We start from the raw sequence: 15,549 nt of genomic DNA, 5'->3' as shown, positions 1-15,549 counted from the left end.
GAGGCTTCTCGCTCTTTTCCAAATTAAACTTCGTCTATATTAAATTTTTATTTACTATGGGATTGTTTATTTTGTTAACAGTTCTATAGAAGTGTTTTTAGAATTTAGAGAGAAAAAATAAAATGATAATGAAATTTTTGGAAGGGTTTTCTTCCGGTATGGCCATAGATCTTGGTACGGCAAATACTATTGTCTATCAAAAAAATTGTGGAATTGTTCTAAGGGAACCTTCTGTTATTGCGTTAATAAAAAAAGACGGTGCTTTTGTGCCTTATGCTTATGGTCATGAAGCAAAAATGATGCTTGGGCGTACTCCTACGGATATTGAAGCAAAAAGACCTTTAAAAGATGGTGTTATTGCCGATTTTAAGGGTGCAGAGGAAATGATAAAGTATTTTATTAGAATGGTACATAATCGTCGCTCTTTTTTTGGGCCGACAATTGTTATTTGTGTGCCTTCCGGTTCTACGCCGGTTGAGCGTCGTGCTATCCAAGAAGCAGCAGAAAGTGCAGGGGGTAGGGATGTCTATTTAATTGAAGAACCTATGGCGGCAGCGATCGGGGCAGGGCTACCCGTAACGGAAGCAACCGGTTCGATGATTGTTGATATTGGAGGAGGCACTACCGAAGTTGCAGTTGTGTCACTAGGGGGCATAGTATATGCAAGGTCGGTAAGAGTCGGCGGTGATAAGATGGATGAAGCTATTATCTCATATATAAGAAGGCACTATAACCTATTGATAGGTGAGGCTACTGCCGAAAAGATAAAGCAAGAAATAGGTACGGCTTATGTAGATGAAAATGCTGAGCCGAGAAAGATGGAAATTAAAGGACGTGATTTAATTTACGGTATTCCTAAAGAAATGATATTGAACGAAAGACAAATTGCTGATAGTCTAATTGAACCGGTAAGTCAAATTGTTGAAGCGGTAAAAGTAGCACTAGAAGCAACGCCTCCTGAATTATCTTCAGATATAGTTGATAAGGGAATTGTTTTAACAGGCGGCGGTTCATTATTACGAAATCTTGATTTTGTTCTTAGTGAAGCCACTAAATTGCCAGTAATAGTTGCAGATGATGCCCTCTCTTGTGTGGCACTTGGAACAGGAAAAGTACTTGAAGATTTTACAAAGCTAAAACATGTACTATTTAAACAGGATTAAAAATGGCAATACTTGCAAATAGAGTAAAAAATTCTTCAAATTCATTAGAATTAATAAGAATAATATCAAATACTCTTAAGCGTTTTTTTGTTATATTTGGGCTTGGATTGTCTGTATATTTATTTTTTGCTACACCTAAAAAAATATCTAGTATATCACTTGAAGTAACCGGTAGTATAGTATCAATCGGTTTAGCAGTGTATGAAGATATATTTGAATATATAAATTCAATAACACAAAAATTTGTTTATTTTCAAGATTTAGAACGAAAAAATATAGAACTTAAACTTGAGATAGCAAGATTACAACATTTACAAAGTGAAGTAGAATTGGTAAGAGCCGAAAACATTGCATTAAAAGATTTGTTAACGATTGCTGAGGAAGAAGAATTTGAATATATTACTACTAAATTACTGAGTGTTTCCTTTAATCCCTTTTCTAGAACTGCTTTGATTTCTGCAGGTAAAAAGCAAGGCATTGAACCTGATCAAATCGTTGTTAATTCAGGAAAATTAGTAGGAAAAGTAATAGAAGTGAGTAATAATTATGCGAAAGTAATGTTAATTAGCGATGTTAATTCTAGAATACCTATTAAAGCTAATTCTTCAAGAGAACAAGGTATTTTAGCAGGTAATAATAATAATAGTAAAATTTTATACTTGCCTAACAATCATTTAGTACAGAAAGATGAGGAGATAGTAACCTCTGGACACGGTAATGTTTATCCTGCAGGTATTTTAGTGGGCTATGTGTCTAAAGTGACAGAACATGATGTTATGGTAAACGTAGCAGCTGATCTATCTAAAACGGAATTTGTACAAGTATTATTGTCTAAGGAGTAATTTCTGTTTTTTTTGTACTCTATGTCATTACCGCGTAGGCATTGTTGCATGGATCGGTACAATCCCCTGTGTGTCACCCCGTGGCTTGACCACGGGGGCCAAACAACAATAAAAAATACTAGCAACAAAGCTTTCCCGTGTAGGTGGGAATTCAGCAAAATAACTTCAATATTGCTACAGAAGTTATATATTTGATAAAATAACCATATAAAAACTTGTTTTTATATGGTTTTACTAGATTTTTGCCTACGCGGGAATGACATTGAGTAGGCTTTTCGATCCATGTAACAAGGCTGGTAATACTCGACTTTGTATATATCTATCCTTTATTTATTCAGAGGTTATTAATATGGCACTTGCTACTAAAGTAAAAGAATTTTTAGAAGAAAAATTAAAACAAGAAAAGATAGATCGTAAATATCTTGCCGAAGTCACTAATATCCCTTATACTACTGTTAGCAGAATTATGAGAGCGGAAGCTAATCGTGAATTCAACCCTGAAATAGATACTATTTTAAAAATAGCAAAATATTTTAATTGTACTATGGATGAGGTAATAAAAAGAAAAGTACAGAATAATTCATAAAGCTTGATACAAGCGAATTTTGCATGACTCGCCTGTACTCACTCACGTAGTTTACCTACTGCTTTCGCAGGCTTGCATTTAAATTCATCTTGTCTAAATCTTTCTGAAATATGCTGTACCTACGAAATAAAACATAAAATATGACAACAAAAAATAAAAGAGTTCTTCAGAAATGCGCTTATAGAGAGGAATTTAAAGGAGACATGGAACGTAGCACCGCAGCGACGTCTAAATTACCTCTAGAAGTAGAACTTTCGAGGAACTCTAAAGGACTGATTATAATTTTATCTTCCCCTTCAGGTACAGGTAAGTCGAGTTTAGCTAAAGCATTATTGAAAATAGATAATAATTTGCGTTTATCTATTTCGGCAACTACAAGAAAACCACGTTTAGGAGAAGTAGAGGGCATAAACTATTACTTTAAGACCGGTCTAGAGTTTGAAGAATTAGTTAAGCAGAATAAATTCCTTGAATATGCTAAAATATACGATGATTATTACGGTACGCCTAAAGAATATGTCGAAATGTTATTAAATCAAGGCTTGGATGTTTTGTTTGATATTGATTGGCAAGGAGCAAGGAGTATTAAGAAAAATGCTACTAATGTTGTTGCTATATTTGTATTGCCTCCTAATATTGAAGTATTGGAACAACGCTTAAGAAATAGAGCGACCGATAATGAAGAAGCAATAAAATTACGTATGCAGTCGGCACAAAACGAAATATCACATGCTAATGAGTATGATTATGTAGTTACTAACGATGACTTTGACCGGACGCTTAAAAAAATACATGCGATTATAGTTGCAGCACGAGACAAAGCGTTTTGACTTTGTCGTTTTTTCTTTCTATACTGAGAATTAGACGTTATGTTTCTAATTTTCATAGTACTAATTTAAATGCTTAGAAAACAATTCCTTTCATCAATAATAAAACATTTTAAAACTCATAAAGTTTGTGCCTTGTTAGGACCAAGGCAGTGCGGAAAAACTACACTTTCTAAACAATTCGTAGAAGCTTATAATATTCCTAAAATCAATATTTTTGATCTTGAAAATCCTTTAGATTTAGCAAGATTAAATGAACCGATGCTTGCTTTGTCTGATCTAAAAGGATTTGTTATTATTGATGAAATTCAGTATAAACCGAATCTATTCCCTATTTTAAGAGTTCTTGTTGATACAACTGATATTAAATTTTTAGTACTAGGCAGTGCATCAAGAGACTTAATTAAACAAGGTTCTGAAACACTAGCAGGTAGAATAGGTTATATTGAAATGACACCGTTTACCTTATCTGAAGTGTCAGGTACTCAGCAATTATGGATACGCGGCGGATTTCCTTTATCATATCTTGCAGATGATGAAGAGTTAAGTGCTTTATGGCGTCAGAATTACATTAAAACATTTTTAGAAAGAGATATACCAAATTTAGGTTTTACAATTCCGTCTATGCAGTTACGTAGGTTTTGGTTAATGCTTTGCCATTATCACGCTAATATATTGAATGCTTCAGAACTTGGAAATTCTTTATCTATCTCATATCATACCGCAAAGCATTATTTAGATATTTTAGAGGGAACTTTTATGATCCGTATTTTGCAGCCTTGGTATGAAAACCTTAAAAAAAGACAAGTTAAGACTCCAAAAATCTTTTTTAGAGATAGTGGAATATATCACGCTTTATTAGGCTTAAATAATTATGAAGCTTTAAGCACTCATCCTAAAATAGGTGCATCATGGGAAGGATTTGCCTTAGAACAAATTGTTAGATATTATAAAGCCGAACCCGAAGAATGTTATTTTTGGTCATCTCATAATGGAGCGGAAATAGATCTTTTAATTTTTAAAAATGGAAAACGTTTGGGGTTTGAAATTAAATATACAAATACACCGAGCATTACAAAATCAATGCAAATATCTTTAGAAGATTTAAAACTTGATCAAATTAATGTAATATTTCCAGGTGAGATTAGCTTTAAATTGTCAGAAAAAATACAGGCAATAGGTCTTTCGAGCTTAATTCAAAATGATACAAAAGCTGCAACTATATAGTTACAGCTTTTAGAATGTTATATTATTTCACATACGCCTTTAGAAGCTTTACCGGCAAGTTTGATATCTTTGGAAGCATTATCCACACAATTACCTAAATCTTGATTATATTGGTGGATTTGACTACTCGCTTGCATAGCTTCTTTAAATATTGCGTTATGTGTTTGCTGTTGTTCTTCAAATTGTACTTTTGCAGCTTCTAAAGCTGCTTTTCTTTGTTCAGGAGTTAATTTTTTAAATTTAGACATAATAATTACTAATTTAGTTAAATTCCTCTCGTTTTATTATTTGTAACTTTAATATTAGGAGTACGAGCAGGAGATAAACTCCTAGTATTAGTATCTTTTACTTGTGTTTGTTCTCTGATTTTATTAGCTAAAGATTTAGTTTTATCCACGTTAATTTTATTTAGTACTTTATTATGATGCTCTATATCTTTTACAACGCCGTCTGTCTTAATTGCTTTATGCTGATGTTTTAGAACTAAATATTTTTCATATGCATCTAAATATTTTTCTGGTTCTTTTTTATAACGCTCTTTAATATCACTTCCTAATTTCTTTATTTTATCTTTATTTATGTTGTGTTCTTTTTCATGTTTAATAATTTCTTGATCTAATATTTTTTTACTATTTTCAATCTTCTCTACATGTGCCTTATGTATTTTTAACATTTCTTGGTGAAATTCTAATTCGTCTTTTAATTCTTTAACTTTTTTTGGTGCTAAGCCTTTTTCTTGTAATTGTTGTGATAAATTCGTTATTGTTTTATTTAATTCATTTAATTATGTATGTGCTTGTTTGTGTTCTTCAGTTATTTTTTTATGGTTTTTATGTAATACTTTATACGCTTGATTTAGTTTAAATATTTCTTCATGAGTTAATATTTCACGATTTAACTCTTCATGATCAATAATGTTTTCCTTTTCTAGTTTATTTATTATCTTATCTAAACGCTTATTACTTTCTTCAATTCTTTTAGTATCTTTAGTAATATTTTTTATAAATTCATTATGCAAATTATTAAGTGCAGCAATTCTTTGTGCGATTTCTTTTTCTTCTTCGGCAAGTTTTATTGCTCTTTGTGATTTTAGAAATTCTTCTTCTTGAACCCTAGCTTTCTCAATAGATTGTTCTACTTCATAGTTCTTGAGCTTAGTTTCAGCAGTCTCTTTTAGATTGGATATGTCAAAATTCAAGCCATATGAAGCTGCTTCGCTTTGTAAACTACTCAATTCTCCTAGAATTACTTCTATTTGAGAGCGAGAATAAGAATTGTTAAGATGCTCTTTTAAATTATCGAATTTATATTTTAATGTAGCTGTTATATCAGACATGCTCATCATCTTTAATATTAACGCCAAGAAACGTTAACAAAAGTTAATAATTAAGTCAAGAAAATTTTAATAAAAATTAATCTTGTATTTCTAGCCATTGATTTAATAACTCGTCTAGTTTCTTTTTATCATTAATTAATTGGCTAGTAATGCGGTTATATTTTTGAGGATTATCTAAATATAGATTAACGTCTTCAAGTTCTTTTTCTAAGTGTTTGATGGATATTTCTAGCTTTTCAATATAGTTGGGCAATGTTTCAAGCAAACGCTGATATTTATAAGATAGCTTTTTATTTAGAGGTTCTTTTTGAGAAGTTAGTGGTAGTGGTTTTGAAGCTTTTTTGGCTATAGGAGAGGTAGTAAAATACTGCTTATAATCTTCATAATCTCCTGTTAAATCATGAATTTTACCTTGAGCGAAAACTAAAGTTCTAGTAACTAACCTATCTAAAAAGTCACGATCATGGCTCACGACTATTAAAGTACCTGAATAATCTGTAAGTATATCTAGTAAAATTTCCAGACTATCCATATCGAGGTCATTAGTCGGTTCATCTAAAATTAACAGATTGCCAGGGTTAATTAGAATTTTTGCAAGTAATAATCTATTAGCTTCACCGCCTGATAAAATAGCGGTTTTTGCATTAAGTAGTTTAGGATTAAACATGAATTGTTTTAAATAACCGGCAACATGCATGGTTTTACCGTGTGGCAAAAATACTTGATCACCGCCTGTAGGACATAAAGTTTGTTGTAATGTATGATTAGGCTCTAGTTTTTCTCTATGTTGATCAAAATATGAAATATCTAAATTACCGCCATATATAATTTTGCCGCTTTCAGGGGTAAGCTGTTTTGTTAGTAGTTTGATAAAGGTAGATTTGCCTGAGCCATTTGCACCGATTATACCAATTTTCTCGCCGTTTTTTACACGAAAGCTAAAATTATCAATAATTTTAGTATTTTTATAACTAAAAGTAATATTATCTGCTTCAATAATGAATTTACTTTTAGCTATATTTTCGGCAAGTTCTGCCCTAACTCTTTGTGTTGAACTAGCTAGTTTTGCAGTCTGTTCTTGTGTTATTGCTCTTAAAGCTTTCAAATCCGCAAGTCTCTTTTGATTTCGTTTACGTCTAGCAGTAACACCGGCATTTAACCATTCATTTTCTTGAGATAATTTTTTATTTAATTTCCGAAGAGCGGCTTCTTCTTGGTCTATGATAATTGTTTGCCATTCATCAAAAAATTTAAATCCTTTATCGGATTTACGTAAAATTCCTCTATCAAGCCACCAAATTTTATTAGTAACATTTGAGAGGAATGTTCTATCATGACTAACGCAAATAATAGCACCGTTATAAGATTTAACAAATTCTTCTAACCATTCGATTGTTGCAATATCTAGATGGTTAGTCGGTTCATCAAGTAATAATATTTCCGGCTCTAATATTAAAGCTTTAGCAAGGCTTGCTCTTCTCAGTTGACCGCCTGAATAGGTGGATAAATTATCTGTTCCGTTGATTTGTAATTTTTCTAGAATTATATTGATTTGGTATTTATCTATTTCTTTTGTACTATCTGTTTGTTGTAAAACAAAATCATAAACAGTTAGATGAGTTTTTATAGAAATATCTTGTCTTAAATAACCGGTTGTAACTAAAGGATCTTGAAATAATGCACCGTTATCTAACTCATAATCACCTGATATGACTTTCATTAAGCTTGATTTCCCGCAGCCGTTACGTCCTATAAGACAAATCTTATCTCCTGTGTACAAATAAAGCTCTAAATCAGATAAAATTACTTTATCCGCAAAACTTAAGTTACCGTCTTTAATGTAATAAATTGGGGTCATAGTTGATTATTGGCTAGTTTTAATGTCATTCCTGCGAAAGCAGGAATCTAGAAAAATAACCTTAATATTGGTACAAAATTACATATTTGATAGAATAAACATATAAAAATAAGTTTTTATATGTTTTACTGGATTCCTGCTTTCGCAGGAATGACATTAAGTTAAAGGTTGGTAAACGAAGTTTAATTTGGAAAAGCACAAGGAGTCCATAAGACGAGGAGCGGAACGTATACTTAATACGTGAGTACGGTGCTTATAGGACTTTGTGCCAATTTTTTAAATTAAACGAGTATACTCTTAATCACTAAACTAGCATTAGTACCACCGAATCCGAACGAGTTGGAAAGCACGTAATCTATCTTAGTTTTCTTAGCTTTAAGTGCAACTAAATCTATATTCACCTCATCCATAGGGGTATCTAAGTTTAAGGTTGGCGGTGCAATCTGGTCTCTAATTGCAAGAGCTGAAAAGATAAACTCAACACTTCCTGCCGCACCAAGCAAATGTCCTATTGATGATTTAGTAGAAGACATTAAAACTTTGGGATTCGCTTCTAAAAATAATTTTTGTACGGCTGCTAATTCTATTCCATCACCAAGTGTAGTAGAAGTACCGTGTGCATTAATATAATCAATCATATCGGGCGTGATATTTGCATCTAGCATTGCGTCTCTCATCGCTCTATAAGCTCCTCTACCTTCAGGATGTGGAGCTGTCATATGATAGGCGTCACCTGTAGAGCCGTATCCTATAACTTCACCGTAAACTTTAGCCCCTCGATTTAAGGCATGCTCATATTCTTCTAAGACTACAACGCCTGCTCCTTCACCCATAACAAAGCCGCTGCGGTCTTTATCCCAAGGTCTTGAGGCTTTTTTAGGATTATCGTTATATTTAGTACATAATGCTCTAGCAGCAACGAAACCTGCAACTCCGACAGGTGTAACTGGAGCTTCCGTACCGCCTGCGATCATAACATCGGCATAGCCGTGCTTTATCATACGCATAGCATCGCCTATAGCATGTGCCCCTGTAGAGCAAGCTGTTACTGCCGTTTGGTTTGGACCGCTAAAACCGTATTTTATAGAAACAAGACCGGATAAAAGATTAATTAATGAAGCGGGGATAAAGAAAGGACTAACTTTGCCGTTATTTTCTTGATAAAGTTTGATAGAGGTATCTTCGATCATTTTAAGCCCACCGATTCCTGAACCTAATATCAAGCCGGTTCTATCACGAGATTTTTCATCGTCGGGTAACCAGCCGCTATCTTCAACTGCTTCGGTTGCGGCTGCTACTCCGTAATGGATAAATTTATCCATTTTACTTAGTCTATTAATGTCATCTGCTTGTGTGAAATTTTCAAGTTTAAATCCATCTTTCTCAGAGTTATCTATAAGTCCGGCAATTTTACACGCAAGTTTAGAAGTGTCAAATTCTGTAATAGTTTTTATACCGCTTACTCCATCTACAATATTTTTCCAAGATGAGCTAACATTAAGCCCAACAGGAGTAACAAGTCCAAGTCCGGTAATAACTACTCTTTTATTTACTCTTTGATTCGACATTTTTAATTATCTATTAGGGATTTTTTATGCAGATTAAGATTGGCGTTCTTTGATATATTTTATAACATCGGATACGGTTTTAATTTTAGTGGCTTCATCATCAGGGATATCAATACCGTATTCAACTTCTATTGCCATCATTAACTCTACGGTATCAAGGCTATCAGCTTTCAAATCTTCTATAAATCTTGAATCCGTAGTTATTATCGATTTATCTTTATTTAGCTTTTCAGCAACCATTTCAATAACTTTCTGTTCGATCTTATCCGTTGTACTCATAATTTTGAACTCCATAAATCATTTAATTTTATATGCCGTATAATAGTGGTTATTCAGCTATTAGACTTTATTTTAACTGTATGAATATTTATTTAAAATATTCATCGCATTTTATCTTTAAAAGAACTTCTAGCACAAAAAATTATTTTATGCTAGCACAAAATAATCTTATTAATTTTTATACCATTAACATACCACCGTTTACATGTATAGTTTGACCGGTAATATATGATGCCTGATCGCTTGCTAAAAATGCAACTGCGTTTGCCACGTCTTCCGGCATACCGTAAGTGCCTAGCGGAATTTTTTGTACTATAGCTTCTCTTTGTTTTTCATTTAGTTTATCGGTCATATCTGATTTAATAAATCCTGGAGCTACTGTGTTAACCGTAATGCCTCTGGTTGCAACTTCGTAAGAGAGCGATTTGGTCATACCTATTAAACCTGCTTTAGAAGCACAATAATTAGCCTGCCCGGGGTTACCTGAAATTCCTACTATTGAAGATATGTTAATAATACGTCCATACCTGTTTTGTATCATTTTTTTTATTGCTTCACGATTTAAAATAAAATTTGCTTTTAAATTAATATCAATAACTTTGTCAAAATCTTCATCTTTCATTCTAATTGCTAGCGTATCGCTAGTAATACCGGCATTACATACTAAAATATCTAACTTTGATGCTTTAGATATTAAATTGCTACATTCTTCCTTATCGGCAAGATTACATACTTCTATCGTATAATTATCTTTTACAACCTTTCCAAGGGATTTTAATTTTTCCTCATTACTACCGCTAATAATTACATGGCTTCCGAGTTTGTGCAGTAACCTCGCTATAGCTCCGCCTATGCCTCCTGAAGCTCCCGTAATTAAGGAAGTTTTACCTGTTAAATCAATCATTTTCTTCCTCCGTTTGATCAAGTTATATTAGTAATTTTTGACGATTTTTCACGTATTATTTTCTCAATTTCGTTGGAAATTTGTGGATGTTCTTTTAAATATTGTTTGACGTTTTCACGCCCTTGACCTATGCGTACGTTCTTGTAGGAAAACCAAGAGCCGGATTTCTCAACAATATCAAGCTTAACTCCAAGGTCGATTATCTCGCCTTCTTTTGAAATACCTGAACCGTACATTATATCAAAATCTGCAGTTTTAAATGGAGGAGATACTTTGTTTTTGACTACTTTTACTTTGGTTTGGCTGCCTATTACTTCTTCTTTATCTTTAATGGAGCCGATTCTTCTTATATCGATCCTAACAGAAGCATAGAATTTTAAGGCATTACCGCCTGTCGTAGTTTCAGGACTACCGAACATCACACCTATTTTCATTCTGATTTGATTGATGAAAACAGTAATACAATTGGTGCGATTAATTGATGCAGTAAGTTTACGCAAAGCCTGGCTCATTAACCTTGCTTGAGAAGCCATTTGAGCATCACCCATTTCGCCCTCAATCTCTGATTTCGGTACTAAAGCCGCAACACTATCTATTATTATCATATCAATACCGCTGGAGCGAATTAACGTATCGGCAATTTCTAGGGCTTGTTCACCTGTATCGGGCTGTGAAATAATAAGCTCATCAATATTTACGCCTAATTTTTTAGCATAAGCAGGGTCTAATGCATGCTCGGCATCAATAAAAGCACATGTACCACCCTTTTTTTGAGCTTCTGCAATTAAATGCAATGTTAGAGTGGTTTTACCTGAGCTTTCAGGACCAAAAATTTCGATGATTCTACCTTTGGGAACACCGCCGATTCCAAGAGCTATATCTAGCCCAAGTGAGCCGGTTGATACGGCCTCTATATCAACATGCGGACGCTGCCCTAGTTTCATTACCGAACCTTTACCGTAGCTTTTTTCAATTTGTGCGAGTGCTGCGGCAATGGCTCTTTCCTTATCTGTATTTGACATAAATTTCCATATTATAAACTTACCAATTAAAATATAAGCTTGAGAAAGAAAAATCAAATTTTATTTATGTTATTGTGCTTGTAAGATTAAATCTTGACTTCCATACTAGGTGATGCTTAGATGTTAAATTTACTTGTGTTATGGTTAATTGATTTGGACTTGCTTACTATGTTACCAACTGAATTAACCTAGGACTATTAACAAAAGAAATTGTAAAGCTAATTAAATTACTTGTTAACAGTCCCATAGTTCTCGAAAAAGATAGATTTAGTAAAACCCTTATTAAATAACTTATCACATATGGTACCACAATTTCCGCAAACTGAATATATCGCTAAAGATAATTCATCATCTATATCTGATAAATTTAGATGGCATATTTTAATTATTTTAAGCATTTGCTTACTTTTGGTATCGATGGATGCTACAGTCTTGTATGCTGTTATGCCTACTATAATCCTTGATTTAAAACCATCTAATTTACAACAATTATGGATAATCAATGCATATGCATTAGTATTATCAGGTCTTCTCATTACCGCAGGTGCATTAGGAGATAGATTTGGTCGTAAAAGATTATTACTTTGGGGGCTTTTAGTTTTTTCCATCGCTTCAATGTTAGTTTATGTATTTGATAGCTCATGGGGATTAGTATTATGTCGTGCTTTACTTGGGTTAGGAGGATCAGTGATGATGCCTTCCACTTTATAATACACATGAACGTATGATCGCAATATCCGTGTGGGGAATAATGGCAACCGTAGGAGCAGCTATAGGACCAGTACTAGGAGGAGTATTGGTTGAGCTTTTAAGTTGGCAATTTGCATTTTTTAATAAATTCACCTATTGCATTAGTAATTATTGCTTTTGGTATAGTTTGGATTCCTAAATCATCTAATCCTAGTAATGAACCCATGGGATTGGATAGGAGTATTTCAATCGTTTTTTGGGATGGCAGCTTTAGTTCAAGGCATTAAGATGTTGGCTAAATACGGTATTATGAATCTAGCATCCGGCGGAATGCTATTAATTGGCATTGTGTTACTAATAATATTTACCTTACGTTATGCCAACTTAAAAGTGATGATCCGTTAGTGGATATGCGTTTATTCTTAATGAGCAATTTTAGTATAGGAGTAATAGTTTATTTGCTGATTACGTGTGTCTTAGGATCCATAATGTATCTTATGTCCTTATGGTTACAGTTTATCAAAGGGTTAAGTCCTTTATATGCAGGTCTTTATATGTTGCCTGCAGCAGTTTTTGCTTTAATTGCATCTTTAGTTATGCCATATTTACTCACACGATTTATCGCACGTGTAATAATGTTTAGTGGGCTTATCTTTACTACTATATCATTGATTTTACCTAGTATATTAGACTATAGAGATTTATTATCGAATACTATATTATATATCTTGGATTGCTTGGTATAGGAAGTAGTCTATGCCTCTCTACACCGTAACAGTTATGATGAATGCAGTACCGGCAGAGAGATCTGGAGGTGCAGCAGCATTACAAGAAACAGCATATGAATTAGGTAATGTATTAGGTATAGCTGTTATTGTGAGTATTACGTCTTTATATATATAGTAACAATCTAGTAATGCCTCACGGTGTTTCTGTATCAATTGCAGAAATAGCTCATGACTCAATCGGTGAAGGAATAATTATTGCTCAACAACTACCACCTTCATTTGCTCACGAATTAATTAAGGATGTTAATATTACTTTTATAAATGCATTTAATATAGTAGGTATTATTCTAGGAATAATCATGCTAATATTGGCGGGTGTGATTATGTATGTTCTTCCTCCTTTTAAAGTATCTACCTCTCTACATTAATATGATAAAACTGGTATAGAAACCTTACCGTCTTTTGCTATTTTTGCACTATTTACCATAATGGTTAATAATGATCTTAGTACTTATTTTTATAGTAGGTAGTTAATAAAATGAGATGATGATATTTTCAAGGCTATAAATCATTACTAAATATTTTTTCTAATTCTGTTAAGCGTTGTTCTATTCTTTCGATATCGCTTTTTGTTATAGGTCTTTCTAGTAAATCTGCTATCTCGGCTCTTAGATTTTTTTATTTTCATTTAAAATAAATTCTATGATGAGTCTTGAGATGGTTTTAGTATTGTGGTCAGACATATTTGTTCCCGATTAATTAAACTTAAACTGCTTAAGTTTCAACCACCGAAGAGAAATAAACTCTTAGTGGTCGGGGGAGTAAGAAAACCATCAACGATAGCCATAATAGCCTTTAGGTTCTAAGCTTAAGCTTTAAACCTTGGACATAACTATTATAACCCTGACCGTGAAGTCGAGGATTGCATCAGTTTTGTAAGAAATGTTCTCACTTTTGGCAGAGGTTTCGACACCCCGAAATAGCACTTTGCTACTCTAAGCATCATTTTATATATAACTTTCAAAAAGTCAATGATGGTTTGTTATGGTACTAACAACGTTCTATACTTCTATACCTAAGGAGTTATATGGTGATGATACATCGGCTAATAACGGCATTTCGCAATTTTGATAGTCAATATCTGTGTAACAAGGATTAAATCTCTCAAATATTTCTATAATGCTTTCTTTATATTCTTCAGACTTGGGATTTGCTGTTCGTATAATTGTTATTAAGCGTGCAAAGTTGCTGATAGTCTGAAAACTATCATCACCGCCAAGACTCTTACATATTTCATGCAATATTCCGCTTGAAGAATCTAAGTTTATTGCTATAACGGATGGGGAATTTAATTTGACAATTTCATTATTTAAATTAGTTAGTGGTAGTATTGAGAATTCATATTCCTTAATAGATTTTGCTAGTTTTATAATATCATGTAAATTATTTATTTTTATAACTTCATCGAATATAACTGCATTCTTCTTAAAATTTTCATATAGTAGTTCTACAAATGCTAATTCTTTATTCTGCATTACTAAATCTAAATTTTCATTTTGTATATTTCTTCCCTTATACCAATCCCATCCATATTTAATGCAATACCCTAAGATCGTACCTACAGCTAATGTTCCTAATGCTATTCCAGCTATATAAGCACCGCTGCTATATCCACCGTCATTTGTATCATCGTTAGGTCTTTCTGTAGTAGTAGGGTCAGTGTAAGCTTTACCGAGTTGATCTAAAATATTTTTACCTATTTCTGTAGGAGAGACATTATCTAAAGAGAGACCTAAGTGATTTAGAGTATTTTCAAGAGTATTTATAAACGATTCACGAGGGATTAAAGTTTCTTTATAAGCGTTATAGTTTTGTAAAGCACTCATAGCTTCTTCTTTAGTGCATTCATTTAAACCTAAGAAATCAGCTCCGCTAGTTTCGGTAATATTGCCTTGAGAGAATATATAATCATTCGTTACTTTATAAAGTTGACTAAGAATACTAGCCGTACCGTTTTGATGAGGTGTTACGGCTTGTTGTAAAAGTATATGAGGATTATTTTCAGCATCGATAAAAATATTAGTTATTGGAATATTTAAACCATTGTTGCACTCTTGGTGTAGTATTGAAAAATCATTTGGGGACTCATTGAAAGATTGTTCAATGTTTTTCCAATTACACTGTGTATTATCCACTATATAACCTTTTTTAAAAGCTCCTTCAACAGTACTATATACTGATGAAAATATAGTACTGCTTAATTTATGAATGATGTGGCTTACATTACCCGGTAAACGGCTTACTATTTCATTGCTAAATATAGGCATAACGCATTTAAAATTTATATTTAATATAGATGCCATAATGTTACTCCTTATAATTAATAAAAAGTGGTTTCTAAAGTATGTTAATGTTTTTGTCAAGATAAAGTTAAAATAAATACTTTAATATATGGAAAGATTTGAGAAAGATGATTGTTATGCTGTAATGTTTCGTTTTTTCGTCATTGCGAGGAGAGA

General features: G+C 32.8%; 17 protein-coding genes and 2 pseudogenes. 11 read left to right on the top strand and 8 right to left on the bottom strand.

The window, feature by feature from the left end:
* Window positions 1-122 precede the first annotated feature (122 nt).
* The 5 genes from RSL_RS06100 to RSL_RS06080 all read left to right on the top strand — a co-directional run bounded on the left by RSL_RS06100 (window position 123) and on the right by RSL_RS06080 (window position 4,645).
* Window positions 123-1,163 (top strand): rod shape-determining protein, encoded by a 1,041-nt coding sequence (locus RSL_RS06100; RefSeq protein WP_014273790.1) that lies wholly within the window; start codon window positions 123-125, stop codon window positions 1,161-1,163.
* A 2-nt stretch (window positions 1,164-1,165) separates the two neighbouring features.
* Window positions 1,166-2,005, top strand: a complete 840-nt coding sequence (gene mreC / locus RSL_RS06095; RefSeq protein ID WP_014273789.1) for a rod shape-determining protein MreC — start codon at window positions 1,166-1,168, stop codon at window positions 2,003-2,005.
* A gap of 256 nt (window positions 2,006-2,261) precedes the next feature.
* Entirely contained in the window at window positions 2,262-2,591 is a 330-nt protein-coding gene (locus RSL_RS06090; protein WP_012720019.1) for a helix-turn-helix transcriptional regulator, read from the top strand.
* Between the two features lie 140 nt (window positions 2,592-2,731).
* Window positions 2,732-3,421, top strand: a complete 690-nt coding sequence (gmk, locus tag RSL_RS06085) for a guanylate kinase (RefSeq protein WP_014419943.1) — start codon at window positions 2,732-2,734, stop codon at window positions 3,419-3,421.
* 69 nt (window positions 3,422-3,490) lie between these two features.
* Window positions 3,491-4,645: an ATP-binding protein gene (locus tag RSL_RS06080; RefSeq protein WP_012736649.1), complete on the top strand. Its 1,155-nt coding sequence runs from the start codon at window positions 3,491-3,493 to the stop codon at window positions 4,643-4,645.
* Between the two features lie 17 nt (window positions 4,646-4,662).
* Here the strand turns inward: RSL_RS06080 and RSL_RS06075 are convergent, their stop codons facing one another.
* The 7 genes and pseudogenes from RSL_RS06075 to recA form a co-directional block, all read right to left on the bottom strand.
* A complete protein-coding gene (locus tag RSL_RS06075; protein WP_014273787.1) occupies window positions 4,663-4,893 on the bottom strand; it encodes a hypothetical protein in 231 nt (76 codons plus the stop codon).
* Window positions 4,894-4,910: 17 nt separating this feature from the next.
* Window positions 4,911-5,981: pseudogene (roaM, locus tag RSL_RS06070) on the bottom strand (actin-based motility regulator RoaM).
* Window positions 5,982-6,057: 76 nt separating this feature from the next.
* Window positions 6,058-7,839: an ABC-F family ATP-binding cassette domain-containing protein gene (locus RSL_RS06065; RefSeq protein WP_014273786.1), complete on the bottom strand. Its 1,782-nt coding sequence runs from the start codon at window positions 7,837-7,839 to the stop codon at window positions 6,058-6,060.
* Between the two features lie 281 nt (window positions 7,840-8,120).
* Window positions 8,121-9,407 carry a beta-ketoacyl-ACP synthase II gene (gene fabF / locus RSL_RS06060; protein ID WP_014273785.1) on the bottom strand — a complete coding sequence of 429 codons (1,287 nt, stop codon included), beginning with the start codon at window positions 9,405-9,407 and terminating at the stop codon, window positions 8,121-8,123.
* 33 nt (window positions 9,408-9,440) lie between these two features.
* Window positions 9,441-9,701, bottom strand: coding sequence for an acyl carrier protein (gene acpP, locus RSL_RS06055; protein ID WP_008579292.1), 261 nt, complete (start codon window positions 9,699-9,701; stop codon window positions 9,441-9,443).
* A 163-nt stretch (window positions 9,702-9,864) separates the two neighbouring features.
* A complete protein-coding gene (gene fabG, locus RSL_RS06050) occupies window positions 9,865-10,590 on the bottom strand; it encodes a 3-oxoacyl-ACP reductase FabG (RefSeq protein WP_012151300.1) in 726 nt (241 codons plus the stop codon).
* Window positions 10,583-11,612 (bottom strand): annotated as a pseudogene (gene recA / locus RSL_RS06045) (recombinase RecA). Before recA ends, fabG begins: the two are co-directional and overlap by 8 nt.
* A gap of 300 nt (window positions 11,613-11,912) precedes the next feature.
* Here recA and RSL_RS10545 point away from each other — a divergent pair.
* The 6 genes from RSL_RS10545 to RSL_RS10235 all read left to right on the top strand — a co-directional run bounded on the left by RSL_RS10545 (window position 11,913) and on the right by RSL_RS10235 (window position 13,458).
* A complete protein-coding gene (locus RSL_RS10545; RefSeq protein ID WP_014419942.1) occupies window positions 11,913-12,323 on the top strand; it encodes an MFS transporter in 411 nt (136 codons plus the stop codon).
* Between the two features lie 13 nt (window positions 12,324-12,336).
* Entirely contained in the window at window positions 12,337-12,501 is a 165-nt protein-coding gene (locus RSL_RS10735) for a hypothetical protein (protein ID WP_324602876.1), read from the top strand.
* A 17-nt stretch (window positions 12,502-12,518) separates the two neighbouring features.
* Window positions 12,519-12,707: a hypothetical protein gene (locus tag RSL_RS09165; protein WP_041472116.1), complete on the top strand. Its 189-nt coding sequence runs from the start codon at window positions 12,519-12,521 to the stop codon at window positions 12,705-12,707.
* Between the two features lie 92 nt (window positions 12,708-12,799).
* The gene (locus RSL_RS06030; RefSeq protein WP_231287697.1) at window positions 12,800-13,048 is read left to right on the top strand and encodes an MFS transporter; all 249 of its coding nucleotides are present in this window, start codon (window positions 12,800-12,802) and stop codon (window positions 13,046-13,048) included.
* A gap of 10 nt (window positions 13,049-13,058) precedes the next feature.
* Window positions 13,059-13,205, top strand: coding sequence for an MFS transporter (locus RSL_RS10240; RefSeq protein ID WP_146709393.1), 147 nt, complete (start codon window positions 13,059-13,061; stop codon window positions 13,203-13,205).
* A 13-nt stretch (window positions 13,206-13,218) separates the two neighbouring features.
* Window positions 13,219-13,458 (top strand): hypothetical protein, encoded by a 240-nt coding sequence (locus RSL_RS10235; protein WP_041472114.1) that lies wholly within the window; start codon window positions 13,219-13,221, stop codon window positions 13,456-13,458.
* Window positions 13,459-14,091: 633 nt separating this feature from the next.
* Here RSL_RS10235 and RSL_RS06020 read toward each other — a convergent pair.
* Window positions 14,092-15,393 (bottom strand): DUF5460 family protein, encoded by a 1,302-nt coding sequence (locus tag RSL_RS06020; protein ID WP_014273783.1) that lies wholly within the window; start codon window positions 15,391-15,393, stop codon window positions 14,092-14,094.
* Between the last annotated feature and the right edge of the window lie 156 nt (window positions 15,394-15,549).

This window comes from Rickettsia slovaca 13-B, assembly GCF_000237845.1.
Classification (GTDB): domain Bacteria; phylum Pseudomonadota; class Alphaproteobacteria; order Rickettsiales; family Rickettsiaceae; genus Rickettsia; species Rickettsia rickettsii.
This window is presented reverse-complemented; position numbering and strand designations above follow the sequence as displayed.